Source organism: Rhodococcus sp. TAF43, from assembly GCF_052113525.1.
Taxonomy (GTDB): domain Bacteria; phylum Actinomycetota; class Actinomycetes; order Mycobacteriales; family Mycobacteriaceae; genus Prescottella.
In genome coordinates this window covers 1-13,831 of the sequence record NZ_JBFRDL010000023.1, presented here as the reverse complement: position 1 = coordinate 13,831, position 13,831 = coordinate 1, and the positions used below count along the sequence as shown (strand labels likewise).

General features: G+C 66.5%; 10 protein-coding genes and 1 pseudogene. 9 read left to right on the top strand and 2 right to left on the bottom strand.

The genetic code is table 11. The annotated features are described in order from the left end of the window. The first annotated feature begins 203 nt into the window (after window positions 1-203). On the top strand, window positions 204-2,342 hold the full coding sequence (locus AB4Z09_RS15710) for a transglycosylase domain-containing protein (protein ID WP_441346836.1): 2,139 nt from the start codon (window positions 204-206) through the stop codon (window positions 2,340-2,342). 23 nt (window positions 2,343-2,365) lie between these two features. After that, a complete protein-coding gene (locus AB4Z09_RS15705) occupies window positions 2,366-3,952 on the top strand; it encodes a glycosyltransferase family 87 protein (RefSeq protein WP_442240128.1) in 1,587 nt (528 codons plus the stop codon). A gap of 83 nt (window positions 3,953-4,035) precedes the next feature. Here AB4Z09_RS15705 and AB4Z09_RS15700 read toward each other — a convergent pair whose 3' ends face one another. Together AB4Z09_RS15700 and AB4Z09_RS15695 are read right to left on the bottom strand one after the other, a co-directional pair. After that, window positions 4,036-4,458, bottom strand: a complete 423-nt coding sequence (locus AB4Z09_RS15700; RefSeq protein WP_442240127.1) for a DUF2752 domain-containing protein — start codon at window positions 4,456-4,458, stop codon at window positions 4,036-4,038. Window positions 4,459-4,514: 56 nt separating this feature from the next. Further along, window positions 4,515-5,852: a glycosyltransferase 87 family protein gene (locus AB4Z09_RS15695; protein ID WP_442240126.1), complete on the bottom strand. Its 1,338-nt coding sequence runs from the start codon at window positions 5,850-5,852 to the stop codon at window positions 4,515-4,517. Window positions 5,853-6,037: 185 nt separating this feature from the next. Between AB4Z09_RS15695 and rpsF the strand changes: the two genes are divergently transcribed. From rpsF to AB4Z09_RS15660, 7 genes and pseudogenes are all read left to right on the top strand, one after another. After that, window positions 6,038-6,325 (top strand): 30S ribosomal protein S6, encoded by a 288-nt coding sequence (rpsF, locus tag AB4Z09_RS15690; protein ID WP_114720115.1) that lies wholly within the window; start codon window positions 6,038-6,040, stop codon window positions 6,323-6,325. 104 nt (window positions 6,326-6,429) lie between these two features. Beyond that, complete coding sequence (locus AB4Z09_RS15685) at window positions 6,430-6,963, top strand: single-stranded DNA-binding protein (RefSeq protein ID WP_114720113.1); 534 nt, start codon at window positions 6,430-6,432, stop codon at window positions 6,961-6,963. Window positions 6,964-7,002: 39 nt separating this feature from the next. Next, on the top strand, window positions 7,003-7,245 hold the full coding sequence (rpsR, locus tag AB4Z09_RS15680) for a 30S ribosomal protein S18 (protein WP_114720111.1): 243 nt from the start codon (window positions 7,003-7,005) through the stop codon (window positions 7,243-7,245). A gap of 17 nt (window positions 7,246-7,262) precedes the next feature. Then, a complete protein-coding gene (gene rplI / locus AB4Z09_RS15675) occupies window positions 7,263-7,718 on the top strand; it encodes a 50S ribosomal protein L9 (protein WP_114720109.1) in 456 nt (151 codons plus the stop codon). Window positions 7,719-8,228: 510 nt separating this feature from the next. Continuing rightward, window positions 8,229-10,547, top strand: coding sequence for a replicative DNA helicase (gene dnaB / locus AB4Z09_RS15670; protein WP_114720440.1), 2,319 nt, complete (start codon window positions 8,229-8,231; stop codon window positions 10,545-10,547). Window positions 10,548-10,557: 10 nt separating this feature from the next. Next, window positions 10,558-11,800: pseudogene (locus tag AB4Z09_RS15665) on the top strand (IS256 family transposase). Window positions 11,801-12,945: 1,145 nt separating this feature from the next. Then, complete coding sequence (locus tag AB4Z09_RS15660) at window positions 12,946-13,599, top strand: flavin reductase family protein (protein WP_442240125.1); 654 nt, start codon at window positions 12,946-12,948, stop codon at window positions 13,597-13,599. The last annotated feature ends 232 nt before the right edge of the window (window positions 13,600-13,831 follow it).

The following is a 13,831-nucleotide window of genomic DNA, read 5'->3' as shown; positions in this document are numbered from 1 at the left end:
GTCCGCCCCAGGGCGGCCAGCGTGCGGCACAGGGGGGACCGCGTCCGGCACAGGGTGGGGGCCGCGGTCCCGGTGGGCGTCCGCCGGCCGGCCCGCCGCCGACCGCACGCAAGTCCGGTGACGGATCGGGCGGTCAGCCGCCGAAGGGTCCGAAGAAGACCAAGTCCAGCAAGTGGAAGATCGCGCGCCGCACCGCGTACGCCGTGGTCGCGCTCGGCCTGATCGTGCCGATGCTGACGTTCATGGTCGCGTACATCGTCGAGGACGTACCGAAGCCCGGCGACATGAAGACCAATCAGGTCGCGACGATCCTGGCGTCGGACGGGACGACGGAGATCAGCCGCGTCGTGCCGCCCGAGGGCAACCGCACCGAGGTCACGATCGACCAGATTCCGGAGCACGTGCGCAACGCGGTGCTCTCGGCCGAGGACCGGAACTTCTACACCAACCCCGGATTCTCGGTCAGCGGTTTCGCGCGCGCGGCCCGCGACAACGTGCTCGGCAAGGACAGCGCCGGCGGTGGCTCCACCATCACCCAGCAGTACGTGAAGAACGCGCTCGTGGGTTCGGAGCGCTCGCTCACCCGCAAGATGCGTGAGCTGGTGATCTCGTCGAAGATGGCCAAGCAGTGGTCCAAGGACGACATCCTCGCCGCGTACCTCAACACCATCTACTTCGGTCGCGGCGCGTACGGCATCGCGGCCGCGTCCGAGGCGTACTTCGGCAAGCCGGTCGAGCAGTTGACGGTGGCCGAGGGCGGCGTGCTCGCCGCGGTCATCCAGCTGCCGTCGCTGCTGGACCCCGAGACCAATCCCACCGGCGCCCAGTCGCGTTGGAACTACGTCCTCGACGGCATGGTCGACAGCGGCACGCTCAGCGCCGCCGATCGTGCCGCCACCCAGTTCCCGCAGGTCATTCCTCTCGCCGAGGTCGACAACGGCAGCGGCGGCAACGGGCCGGAGGGCCTGATCAAGCAGCAGGTGCTGAAGGAGCTGTCGGCGGCCGGCATCAGCGAGCAGGACCTCAACACCGAGGGCCTGCAGATCACCTCGACGATCGACCCGCAGGCGCAGGCGGCTGCCGTCGACGCCGTCGAGACGTACATGGACGGTGAGCCGTCCGAGCTGCGGACCGCGGTCGTGTCCGTCGACCCGAAGTCGGGTGCCGTGCGCGCCTACTACGGCGGCGCCGACGGCGGCGGCTACGACTTCGCGCAGGCCGGCCTGCAGACCGGTTCGTCGTTCAAGGTGTTCGGCCTCGCGGCCGCGCTGGACCAGGGCATCCCGCTGTCGCAGATGTACGACAGCGGCCCGCTCACCGTCAACGGCATCACGATCGGCAACGTCGAGGGCGAGTCCTGCGGCACGTGCACCATCGCCGAGGCCCTCAAGCGTTCACTCAACACCAGCTTCTACCGGCAGATGCTGCAGATGGACGACGGCCCGCAGGCCATCGCCGACATCGCCCACAAGGCCGGCATCCCCGAGGACATCCCGGGCGTGGGCCCCTCGCTCACCGAGCCGGGCGGCGTCGGACCGAACAACGGCATCGTGCTGGGCCAGTACCAGTCCCGGCCCATCGACATGGCGTCCGCGTACGCGACGCTCGCGGCCTCCGGCGTCTACCACACGCCGCACTTCGTGCAGAAGGTCGTCACCTCCGACGGCACCGTGCTGCTCGACCGCGGCACGCCGACCGGCGAGGAAGTCATCGACGCCGCGGTGGCCGACAACACCACCGCCGCAATGACGCCGATCGCGGCGTACTCGCGCGGCCACGGGCTGGCCGGTGGCCGTCCGTCGGCGTCAAAGACCGGCACCGCGCAGCTCGGTGACACCGGCTCCAACAAGGACGCGTGGATGGTCGGCTACACCCCGTCGCTGTCGACGGCGGTGTGGGTCGGTACCGAGCAGGGTCTGCCGATCGAGAACAGCTACGGCGGAATGATCTACGGCTCGGGTCTGCCGTCGGACATCTGGAAGGCGACGATGGACGGTGCGCTGAAGGGCACCGACATCGAGAAGTTCCCGACGCCGGATCCGATCGCCGGTGTCTCGGGAGTTCCCGCGTACTCGGCACCGGCCGCGCCGAAGACGTCGTCGGCGCCCCCGTCGACCACGGCCCCGCCGACGACGACTCCGCCGCCGCTCGAGATCACCACGAGCAACATGGAGATCCTTCCGGGCGTGACGATCCCGATTCCGGGCATCAAGCCGGGCAAGCCCACCGACACGACTACCACTCCGTCACCGGAGGAGCCGACGTCGGGGCAGGAGCCGCCGGACACGACGGCCCCGGAGGGGCAGCAGCGAGCGGTCCCGCAGCCGGTCCCCGTCGGATAGCCCTTTCCCGGTAGCCTCGCGGGGTGGCCGACAACGCACCGGGCAGCACCGAGACCGACACCGGCGTCGAGCTGGTGTCGCCGGCGCCGCTCGCTGCGGATCGGCGCTCCGCGGACTGGCGGGACGTGCCGGGCCACACCGATCCGCTGACGGCACAACTGTCGTCGACGATCGGTGGCCCGGTCGGTCGGCACGCGCTGATCGGACGGACCCGCTTCTTCACCCCGATGCGGGTGATTCTGCTGCTGGCCGTGGTGTTCCTGAGTCTCGGTTGGTTCACCAAGGCCGGCTGCATCCAGCAGGGCCCGGTCGGCGCCGACGGCGCGCTGGGATTGGACTGGAGCGGCAACCGCCAGTACGTGGCGATGTGTTACTCCGACACCGTCCCGCTGTACGGCGCCGAACATCTCGACGAGGGCGCCTTCCCGTACAAGAAGTGGTGGGAGGAGCCGGCCGCCGACGGCTCTGTGCAGCGTCGCTACATGGAGTACCCGGTGCTGTCCGGGCTCTACCAGTACGCGTCGATGGTGGTCGCGAAGGCGTGGGACGCGACCCCGTGGCTGCCCGGCGGACTGCAGGTCGCGATCTACTTCAACGTGGTGGCGCTCGGCCTGGCCGCGGCGTGGCTGGTGACGGTGTGGGCCAGTGCGCTGCTGGCCGGCCGCCGCGTGTGGGACGCGGCGCTCGTCGCCTGCTCGCCACTGGTGATCGTCCACGCCTTCACCAACTTCGACCTGTTGGCGACGGCCTTCGCGGCCGGTGGTCTGCTCGCGTGGTCGCGTAAACGTCCGGTTCTCGCCGGCATCCTCCTCGGCCTCGGCGGCGCCGCGAAGCTCTATCCGCTGTTCCTGCTCGGCCCGCTGCTGGTGCTGTGTCTGCGTACGGGACGGATGCGCCCGTGGTGGCAGGCGACCGCGGCCGCGGCCGGAGCCTGGCTGGCGGTGAATCTGCCCATCGCGCTGCTGTTCCCGCGCGGCTGGGCGGAGTTCTACCGCCTCAACTCCGAGCGCGGCGCCGACCCCGACTCGATCTACAACGTCATCACCTCGTTCACCGGGTGGGCCGGCTTCGACGGCCCCCTCGCCGCGGGCGAGGCGCCCAGCGTGCTCAACGCGGTGTCGCTGCTGGCGTTCGTCGCGGTCTGCGCCGGTGTCGCCTGGGTGGCCCTGACCGCGGCGACTCGGCCCCGGGTGGCGCAGCTGTGCTTCCTGGTGGTGGCCGGGTTCCTGCTCACCAACAAGGTGTGGAGCCCGCAGTACTCGCTGTGGCTGGTGCCGCTCGCGGTCCTCGCCCTCCCCCACCGTCGGATCCTGCTGGCGTGGATGACGATCGACGCCCTCGTCTGGGTGCCGCGGATGATGTACTACCTCGGCGTGTCCAACAAGGGACTGCCCGAGCAGTGGTTCACCGGCGCCGTCGTGCTGCGCGACCTCGCAGTCCTCGCGCTGTGCGCATTGATCCTGCGTCAGATCTACCGGCCGTCGGAGGATCTGGTGCGGTTCGGCTTCATCGACGACCCCGTCGGCGGCGTCCTCGACCAGGCCGAGGACGCGCCACCGAAATGGTTGCCGGCATGGCTGCGCCCCCGGGTTCCAGTGCGCGCCGAGTGAGGTCCTGCTTCCGGTGGAGCGTGCTCTGTCGCCGAACTGCTGGGGCGCGGGAGTCGTTCGATCGGAGGGCTTTTCGTGACCGATCAGACCTGCAGGCCGGTGAACGGTGCGATCGGAATGTTCCTGAGCACGAACCAGATCGCGGCCGCAGCGAGCGCGACTGCCGGAATCCGTCGGAGATGCCGCGCGTCCAGTACCCGACCCCGAACCCGGCCCCAGGTCCAGACGCCGTACCCGGCGAGGAGCAGGACCGCGACGACGACTCCCGACGCGTTGTACCGCAACGCGTCCGAGAGGTCGAAGTGGAGGAGCGAGTACAGCATTCGCGTGCCGCCACACAGCGGGCAGTCGATTCCGAGCAGCGCCTTCGTCGGGCACACCGGGATGACTCCGCCCGGCATCGTCGGATCGGCCCAGAGCACGAACCCGCAGGCGGCGACCGCGGCCGCCGCCACCGCCGCCGGTGCGGCGAGGCGGAGCGTCAGACGCTTCGGTGTGGACTCCATGGAATCCGAAACGTACCCCGGGACAGCCCGACACGGAGTGGTCCGGCTGCGCGCGGTCAAGGCGCCGCGGCCGGGACTGCCGCCGGCGGCCTCGTGGGGAGGGGATCGCCGCGCTCCGTCCGGCGCAGCGGGGCGCCGACGAAGACGAAGAACAGCACGACGAGCAGGGCGGCCTGCCCCCACACGCCGAGATTGACGACGAATTCGGTGGTGCCGGTGTCTGATCGGGTGGCGAGGGTGTCGAACCAGCGGAACACCCCGATGCCGAGCGTCAGGTCTGCCACCAGGTAGGCCGCGACCAGCGACCACGGCACCCGCAGCAGCACCAGGAAGGGGATCAGCCACAGCGTGTACTGCGGCGAGTGCACCTTGTGCAGCAGCAGGAACGCGCACAGCATCGCGCCGCTCACGCCGATCCACGGATAGCTGCCGTGGCGTTCGAAATGCTTCCAGCCCAGCCACACCGCGAGGGCCAGTACGGCGCACAGCGCGAGCGGCGACACGATGCCCACGACGTGGTTGTAGGTGTCGGAGCCGTGCAGGTCCACACCCATCAGTGGCCGCAGCCCCCAGTACCAGATGCTGTTGCTGGTGAGATCGGCCGTGCGCAGCTGCTGGAACGTGAACGACGCCCGCCAGCCGTCGTAGTGGGTCAGCGCGAACGGCACGTTGATCGCGACCACCGTTGCCGCCGCGGCCCCGAGTACCGCGGCGGCGCCCCGGACGTCGAGGCGGTTCCGGTCCCGGCCCTCGGTGAGGACGTACAGCGCCAGCGGCAGCACGAACAACCCCGGATAGAGCTTGAGGCAGAACCCGATCCCGAGCAGGACGGCGGCGAGCACCGCGCGGGTGCGCAGCGACCAGCGGTGCGAGGCCATCACCGCGATCGCCCCGACCGACGTCGCGACGACGGGTAGCTCCCAGTTGTGGAACGCGTACAGCAGCAGCGGCGGACTCGCCGCCCACAGCAGCGCGGCGCGTCCCGCGAGCCGTCCGAGCATCCACGCGGTGAGCAGCCCGAACGGCGCCAGCAGCAGCGCCGAATGCAGCAGGAACGCGGCGTCGGTGTGGGCGCCGATCCCGCCGAGCCACATCAGCAGGCCGCTGAGCACCGGGTACTCGACGGTGCTGCCGGTGAGCACGCCGTCCGGGGTGATGCCGCCGGTGTACGGGAACAGGTGCTGGTCGATGCCGCGGCCCAGCCACAGGAGCTGGATGTCGGAGTAGCAGACGTCGCGGTCCTTGATCCTGTCGAAGATCAGGCTGCGGCCGTCCGCGCCGAACGGCGGACCGATGCAGCGGGACTTGTCGAGGTAGCCGAGGATCATCGTCAGCAGGCAGGCGGTGAGGATGGTGACCGTCGTTCCGGTCCGGATGTTCGCCGCCGCCCGCATGAAATCCAGCGTAGGGCGATCCCGGCGGCCGGTGGGATCGGCGACATCGGCGGGAAGCGACCGTCCGGACCAATTTCGCAGGTCAAAGGCTGCTCGTGTACCCTGCAAAGGTTGCTGACGCAACGACCCTCCTGCCACGGACAGTCCGTGGCCGTTTCACAGTCCATAGGAGGTGATGAGGTCTTATGCGTCATTACGAATTGATGGTCATTCTCGACCCCAGCCTGGACGAGCGCACCGTCGCCCCGTCGCTGGATACGTTCCTCAATGTCGTCCGCAAGGATGGCGGCAGTGTCGACAAGGTCGACGTGTGGGGTAAGCGTCGTCTCGCGTACGAGATCGCCAAGAACAGCGAAGGCATCTACGCGGTCATCGATATCACCGCCGAGCCGGCCACCGTCAACGAGCTCGACCGTCAGCTGGGTCTGAACGAGTCGGTGCTTCGTACGAAGGTCCTGCGCCACGGCAAGTGATTCCCGTCTGATCCAGGCACAGGTTTCAGTCGGTACCGGCGACGTCGGTACCAGCACCTAGGCTTTGGAACAACAGGAACTCCACACACAGCAGGAGGAACCACATGGCAGGCGACACCGTAATCACCGTCATCGGAAACCTGACGGCTGATCCCGAGCTTCGTTTCACCCCCGCGGGTGCTGCGGTCGCGAACTTCACCGTCGCGTCCACGCCCCGTACCTTCGATCGTCAGACCAATGAATGGAAAGACGGCGAGGCCCTGTTCTTGCGCTGCAACATCTGGCGTGAGGCAGCGGAGAACGTTGCGGAGAGTTTGACCCGCGGCTCGCGAGTGATCGTGAGCGGCCGGCTCAAGCAGCGCTCCTACGAAACTCGTGAAGGTGAGAAGCGCACTGTCGTAGAGCTCGAGGTCGACGAGATCGGCCCCTCGCTCCGTTACGCCACGGCCAAGGTCAACAAGGCCAACCGTGGTGGCGGCGGTGGCGGGGGCGGCTTCGGTGGCTCCTCCGGCGGATCCGGCGGCGGACGTCCGGCGTCCAACAATTACAGCCAGGGCGGAGACGATCCGTGGGGCAGCGCGCCGCAGGCGGGCTCCTTCGGAGGCGCCCGTGGCGGAGACGACGAACCGCCGTTCTGATCCGTACCCGATCGGAACATCCAGAAAACGGAGAAAGACATGCCGAAGCCGCCGCTGCGCGACAAGGTTATGAAGAAGAAGGTCTGCACGTTCTGCAAGGAAAAGAACACGCAGATCAACTACAAGGACACGACGCTGCTGCGTAAGTACGTCAGCGACCGCGGCAAGATCCGCGCCCGCCGTGTCACCGGCAACTGCGTTCAGCACCAGCGCGACGTGGCCGTTGCCGTGAAGAACTCGCGTGAGGTGGCCCTGCTGCCTTACGTCTCGACGGCTCGCTAAGGAAAGGGAGGGACGACATGAAGCTGATCCTCACCGCTGACGTGGACAACCTCGGTGCGCCCGGCGACACCGTTGAGGTCAAGGACGGCTACGGCCGTAACTACCTGCTCCCCCGCGGCCTGGCGATCGTTGCCACCCGTGGCGCCCAGAAGCAGGTCGAGGGCATCCGTCGTGCGCAGGACGCGCGCGCGGTCCGTGGCCTCGACCACGCCAAGGAGCTCAAGGCTGCCATCGAGGGTCTCGAGGGTGTGTCGCTGTCGGTGAAGACCGCCGGTGACTCGGGCAAGCTGTTCGGTTCCGTCACCGCGGCCGACGTTGCAGGCGCCATCAAGGCTGCCGGCGGCCCGGTCGTCGACAAGCGCAGCCTGGAGCTGCCGAAGGCTCACATCAAGAGCACCGGCAAGCACCAGATCGTGGTCAACCTGCACCCCGAGGTTGCTGCCAAGTTCCACCTGAACGTCGTCGGCGCATAGTCGACCCGTTCTCTCCAAGGGCCCCGCGGACTCCGGTCCGCGGGGCCCTTCGCGTCGGCTGGGGACGGGCTGTGGATAGATTCGCCACCCGGTGCCAATATTGTGACCTGTGACATACCTCTATTGGGCGGCCGTTTACCCAACACGCCCGGGTTGTCAACCTAGGCGACACGCCGAACTACCCTTCATCCACAGGGTTGTGAAAAGAAAAACCCACTTCTACCTGCGGATTGTCGAGTGTGATATTCGTCGATCCCCAGGTTATCCCCAGTTTTCCCCAGCCGGTTAACACTCGAGGGTTCTGCGTCCCCACTTCATCCACAACTCTGTCCACAGGCCGGTTTGATATGGGGTACTAGAGACCCCTACCGTCGGGCCGAGCGTGTCTCTCGAGCCACCCGCGGGGCGGCGACAGATTGTCGGGGGATACGGGTACAAAGAGTGTGAATGGTGCCGTCCGGCGAGTTGTTCGGACGGGATCGAAAGCCTCGTGCGGAGAAGGCGGTCGCGTTGGCGGTTGTAGATGATCGTGGTCATTCCGAGTACCCGGGACCCCCGGAGGAGCCCAGCGAGGAGTTCGGTCGGCAGCCTCCGCAAGACATGGTCGCGGAGCAGTCGGTGCTGGGCGGCATGCTGCTGAGCAAGGACGCGATCGCCGACGTGCTCGAGGTCCTGCGGCCGGGCGATTTCTACCGCCCCGCGCATCAGTCGGTGTACGACGCGATCCTCGACCTGTACAGCCGCGGCGAGCCGGCCGACCCGGTGACGGTCTCCGCCGAACTGGACCGTCGTGGCGAGCTGCGCCGCATCGGCGGCGCCCCCTATCTGGTGACGCTCACCCAGACGGTGCCGACCGCGGCCAACGCCGCCTTCTACGCGGAGATCGTGGCCGAGAAGTCGGTGCTGCGCCGCCTGGTCGACGCCGGCACCCGCATCGTGCAGTACGGCTACGCCGGCTCCGACGGCCAGGACGTCGCCGAGGTGGTGGACCGTGCACAGGCGGAGATCTTCGAGGTCACCGAGCGTCGCACCACCGAGGACTTCATGCCGCTCGAGGAGTTGCTGCAGCCCACGATGGACGAGATCGACTCCATCGCCAGCCGCGGCGGCCTGTCCCTCGGCGTGCCCACCGGATTCGCCGAGCTCGACGAGGTCACCAACGGCCTGCACCCCGGTCAGATGATCATCGTCGCGGCGCGGCCTGGCGTGGGCAAGGCGCTCGCCCTCGACACCCCGCTCGCGACGCCCACCGGTTGGACGACGATGGGTGAGGTGGCCGTCGGTGACCAGTTGATCGACGCCCACGGCAAGCCGACCACCGTCGTCGCCGCGACCGAGGTGATGACCGACCGCCCCTGCTACGAGGTGGAATTCTCCGACGGCACCGTCCTGGTCGCCGACGAGCAGCACCAGTGGCTGACGGAGACCCTCGCCGACGAGTCCGTACGAACCACCGGTGAGATCGCGGCGAGTCTGCGAAGTCTGGACGGCGAGCGCGCGCATTCGGTGACGAACACGCGGCCACTGCGGCTGCCGGCGCAGGATCTGGCCGTACCCCCGTACTCGTTCGGTGCGTGGCTCGGCGATGCGGAGTCTGTCGATCCGGAGATCGTCATGCGGATCGAGGGCGAGCAGGCCGAATACGACCTGTCCTCGGACACGTTGGCCTTCGGGCTGCGCACTCTCGGAGTGTTGGGAAACAAGCACATTCCGGTGCAGTACCTGCGTGGCTCGGAGACGCAGCGGCGGGCCGTGCTCGCCGGACTGCTGGACACCGACGGCACTGTCACCCACGGTGGCTCGGTGCAGTTCAGCGTGACCAGTGAGCGACTGGTGCGTGATGTCGAGGAGCTGATCGTCAGCCTCGGCTACCGCTGCCAGCTGAGCACCAAGCGGGTGAACGGCCGGACCGACGCGTCCTCGACCGCATTCACACTGACCTTCGCGACGGACGACGAGGTGTTCGGCCTGCCGCGGAAGGCTTTGTTGCACAAGGAGCGTCGCGCCGGCCACGGCACGGCCCGGTCCGGCTCGCGCTACATCGTCGACGTCCGCAAGATCGACTCGGTTCCGGTGCGGTGCGTCGAGGTCGACAACGCAGACCACCTGTACCTGGCCGGCCGGTCGATGGTGCCGACGCACAATTCCACCATCGGCATGGACTTCATGCGGTCGTGCTCGATCAAGCACGGCATGGCCAGCGTCATCTTCTCGCTGGAAATGAGCAAGACCGAGATCGTGATGCGTCTGCTGTCGGCGGAGGCGAAGATCAAGCTCTCGGACATGCGCTCGGGCAAGATGACCGACGACGACTGGACACGGTTGGCGCGGCGGATGAGCGAGATCAGCGAGGCCCCGCTGTACATCGACGACTCCCCCAACCTGACGATGATGGAGATCCGGGCCAAGGCGCGCCGGCTCAAGCAGAAGCACGACATCAAGCTGATCGTGATCGACTACCTGCAGCTGATGTCGTCGGGCAAGAAGGTCGAGTCCCGTCAGCAGGAAGTCTCCGAGTTCTCGCGAAGCCTCAAGCTTCTCGCGAAGGAACTCGAGGTGCCGGTGGTCGCGATCTGTCAGCTCAACCGTGGTCCCGAGCAGCGAACCGACAAGCGCCCGCAGGTTTCCGACCTGCGTGAGTCCGGCTCGCTCGAGCAGGACGCCGACATGGTGATGCTGCTGCACCGCCCTGACGCCTTCGAACGGGACGACCCGCGCGGCGGCGAGGCCGACATCATTCTCGGCAAGCACCGTGGCGGTCCGACCGCGACCATCACTGTCGCGCACCAGCTGCACCTGTCGCGGTTCGTGGACATGGCACGGGGGTAGGGCCTCTTGGCTGCCGGCCTGGCCTAGGCGTCGTCTGGACACGCTCAAGGGCGCCGATGTGGCGTCCGTGTTCGCCGAACTGATCCGCGCCGGCCTGCAGGAGCTGATCGAAGCCGAGGCCACCGAGGCTCTCGGCGCCGGCCGCTACGAACGCACCGACACCCGATCCACGCACCGCAACGGACACCGCAGCAAGACGATCTCGACCACCAGCGGCGACGTCGAGGTCAAGATCCCCAAACTGCGGGCCGGCTCGTTCTTCCCCTCGCTGCTCGAACGCCGCCGACGGATCGACAAGGCCCTGCATGCGGTGATCATGGAGGCCTACGTCCACGGCGTCTCGACCCGCAGTGTCGACGACCTCGTCGCCGCGTTGGGCGTGAGCTCTGGAGTGTCGAAGTCCGAGGTCTCCCGCGTCTGCGCAGGCCTCGACGCCGAGATCTCCCGATTCCACGACCGCACTCTCACGCACACCACGTTCCCGTACGTGTTCCTCGACGCGACGTATTGCAAGGTGCGGGTGGGTGCGCACGTGGTCTCCCAGGCCCTTGTCGTGGCGACAGGGGTGTCGATCGACGGCACCCGCGAGGTCCTCGGCATCGCCGTCGGAGACAGCGAGTCCTTCGAGTTCTGGCGCGAGTTCCTGATCGGATTGAAGGCCCGAGGTCTGTCGGGAGTGCACCTGGTCGTCTCCGATGCCCATGCTGGCTTGAAAGCCGCTGTCACGCAACAGTTCACCGGTGTCGCATGGCAGCGCTGCCGGGTGCACTTCATGCGGAACTTACAAGGCGCCGTGCACTCGAAGCACGTGCCGCCCGTGATTTGCCGCGGTCAAAACTATCTTCGCGCACACCGACCCCGTCGAGGTCGCCGCCCAGTGGGACCAGGTCGTCGACACCCTCACCTCATCGTTCCCGAAGGTCGCGGCGATGATGGAATCCGCGAAACACGACGTGCTCGCGTTCACCGCGTTCCCGCGGGCGCACTGGCAGAAGATCTGGTCCAACAACCCGATCGAACGCCTCAACAAAGAGATCAAACGCCGAGCCGACGTCGTGGAGATCTTCCCCAACCCGGCCGCGTTCCTACGCCTGGCGACCGCGGTGGTGATCGAGCAACACGACGAATGGCAGGTCACCCGCCGCTACGTCTCCGACGTCAGCATGGACGAACTCCGAGCCGTGATCGCCACGAAGGAACACGCCGCCACCACACCCGCCAAGAGGATGTCGACCACACTCGAAATCAGTTAGCATTCAACCTGACTCGTTGATCACTATGCGATGTCGAACCTGATCCGAAGTCCACCACCCCGCGGGGCACTATCCTCACGTGGGTTTCTGTGGGTGACCGTCGATAGATGTAGTTATCGCACCCAGCATCGGAAGATGCCCGGTCCAGGTAGCCCCGATCTGAAACCCGTGTGACTCTCGGGAAGTGCAGCCTCAAGCTCGAGCTGCTCGTGTGAATCCAGACTCTCGTAGATCCGAACGATCTGCCTACATTGAAGAAGGCCACCGCGCCGTCGCCCGTTGTTCGGCTCTAGCGATGTCAATCTTCCTGATCCTGACGCTGCGCTCGCTGCTTCCCCGATGAGACGAGGGGCTCCTCCGTGGTGCGCCTCATCTTTGGCCAAGCGTCTTTGAGGCCCGTTGCCGGTGCCCCTGTGATGTCGCCGGTCCGCCACTGAGGTTTGTCGATTGGCTGGTCGCGGCGAAGCTTTGCCCCTCGAACACGACTACCGTGCATTGGAAGTCGCACTTGGTCTGAGTCCCACCTGTGAGCTCCAGGTCACTTCAATAACAGTATCTACTTCTGAGTGCGGGCGTTTGTCGATCAGAGTGACCGTCAGCGACTCCAAGAGGCCGGTTGAGGCCCGCCGACCCACCGACGACCTGGTTGCGCGAGGCTCCGCCGCGCACGCGCACCGAACGAGCTGCGACTGGCCGACCTCACCGGAAACCGCGCCGTGAAACGCAAGCTCTACCGCTGCGCCGTCGCGGACAGTGAACCGGATTGGGGACTACTTCTGACGACTCGATGATCAAGCCCCACTGGTTATTTGAAGGGCTGGATTCCGCTCCGAAACGGCGGTGATGAACCTAGTCAATTCATCGCGCCCGGCCAGTGAGTTCATTCATCCATCCCGCCTGTCTTCTCATCAACACCTCAGTCATCGGGGTGTCGCGACGATCGACTGCATTCATTCAGTTTCGGTCGGGAACGTTCGTTTAGGCCCGGCCGTCGCCATATGGTCGGATCCGTTGGGTCGCGTGGACGCCTGTGCTGAAGAGTCAGCTTTGCGCGCTTTGTTTAACATCGAACGACTGATGTCGCTACTCTGCTACAAATACTGAAGTTAGCTGGTTGCTGGCATGGTGCCGGTTTCGGACAGGAGATGCAGATGTTCTACAGGCCGGAAGTCGAATCGAGCGGACTGCCGTACAACCCATTCAAGGCGTCCTGTGTGCCGCGACCTATCGGCTGGATGTCGACGGTGGACGCGAACGGAGTGCCGAACCTAGCCCCTTACAGTCAATTTCAGAACGTGACGTGGGACCCGCCGACGATCTCAGTGGCGGTGAACTGCCAACCGGACGGTCGCCCGAAGGACACCGCCGCCAACGCGATGGCAACCGGCGAACTGGGCTGGAGCATGGCCACCGAGCGTCATTTCGACGAGATCGTCATGACCAATCATGACCTCCCCCCTGCCGTCAGTGAGTTCGACTACGCAGGGCTGGAGTCCGTCCCGTCGACGCTAATCAAGGCTCCGCTCGTGGCCGGAGCCCCGGTGCAGTTCGAATGCAAGCTTCAGCAATCGATCTTCCTGCCTGGTGCCACACCTGAGTCGTCCACCTACCTGCTGATCGCCCAGGTGATCGGAATCCACATCGATGAGAACTTCCTCACCGACGGTATGCTCGACATCGAGAAGATGCGTCCGCTTGCACGCCTGGGATACCTTGACTTCACGGTCGTCGAGAAGACAGTTCACCCCCCCACCGCGAGCATGAGAACGCCAGAGTCCATCGCCTTCATGTCCGAGTAGATGATCTATGGGCCAGAGTGATGGTACTCATGGTTAACCATCACTCGGCCCCGTCTTGCAGTTATCGCGACCCAGTCGCGGAAGTTGTCTGGTCGTCCGCGGGAGTGTCGGTGTGACCGTCAAACCTGCTCGGGTAATGCTGCGCGACACCGATGGTGGTGACGACCCCAGACAGGGGCTGGTGGCGGTCAACCCCACCGCAAGTGCACCTGCGGTGGGGTTGTCCGCCGAG

Coding starts and splice junctions, on each gene's coding strand:
- AB4Z09_RS15700 (WP_442240127.1), bottom strand. CDS start 4,458: ATGGAGTCCACACCGAAGCGTCTGACGCTCCGCCTCGCCGCACCGGCG.
- AB4Z09_RS15695 (WP_442240126.1), bottom strand. CDS start 5,852: ATGCGGGCGGCGGCGAACATCCGGACCGGAACGACGGTCACCATCCTC.
- rpsF (WP_114720115.1), top strand. CDS start 6,038: ATGCGTCATTACGAATTGATGGTCATTCTCGACCCCAGCCTGGACGAG.
- AB4Z09_RS15685 (WP_114720113.1), top strand. CDS start 6,430: ATGGCAGGCGACACCGTAATCACCGTCATCGGAAACCTGACGGCTGAT.
- rpsR (WP_114720111.1), top strand. CDS start 7,003: ATGCCGAAGCCGCCGCTGCGCGACAAGGTTATGAAGAAGAAGGTCTGC.
- rplI (WP_114720109.1), top strand. CDS start 7,263: ATGAAGCTGATCCTCACCGCTGACGTGGACAACCTCGGTGCGCCCGGC.
- AB4Z09_RS15660 (WP_442240125.1), top strand. CDS start 12,946: ATGCAGATGTTCTACAGGCCGGAAGTCGAATCGAGCGGACTGCCGTAC.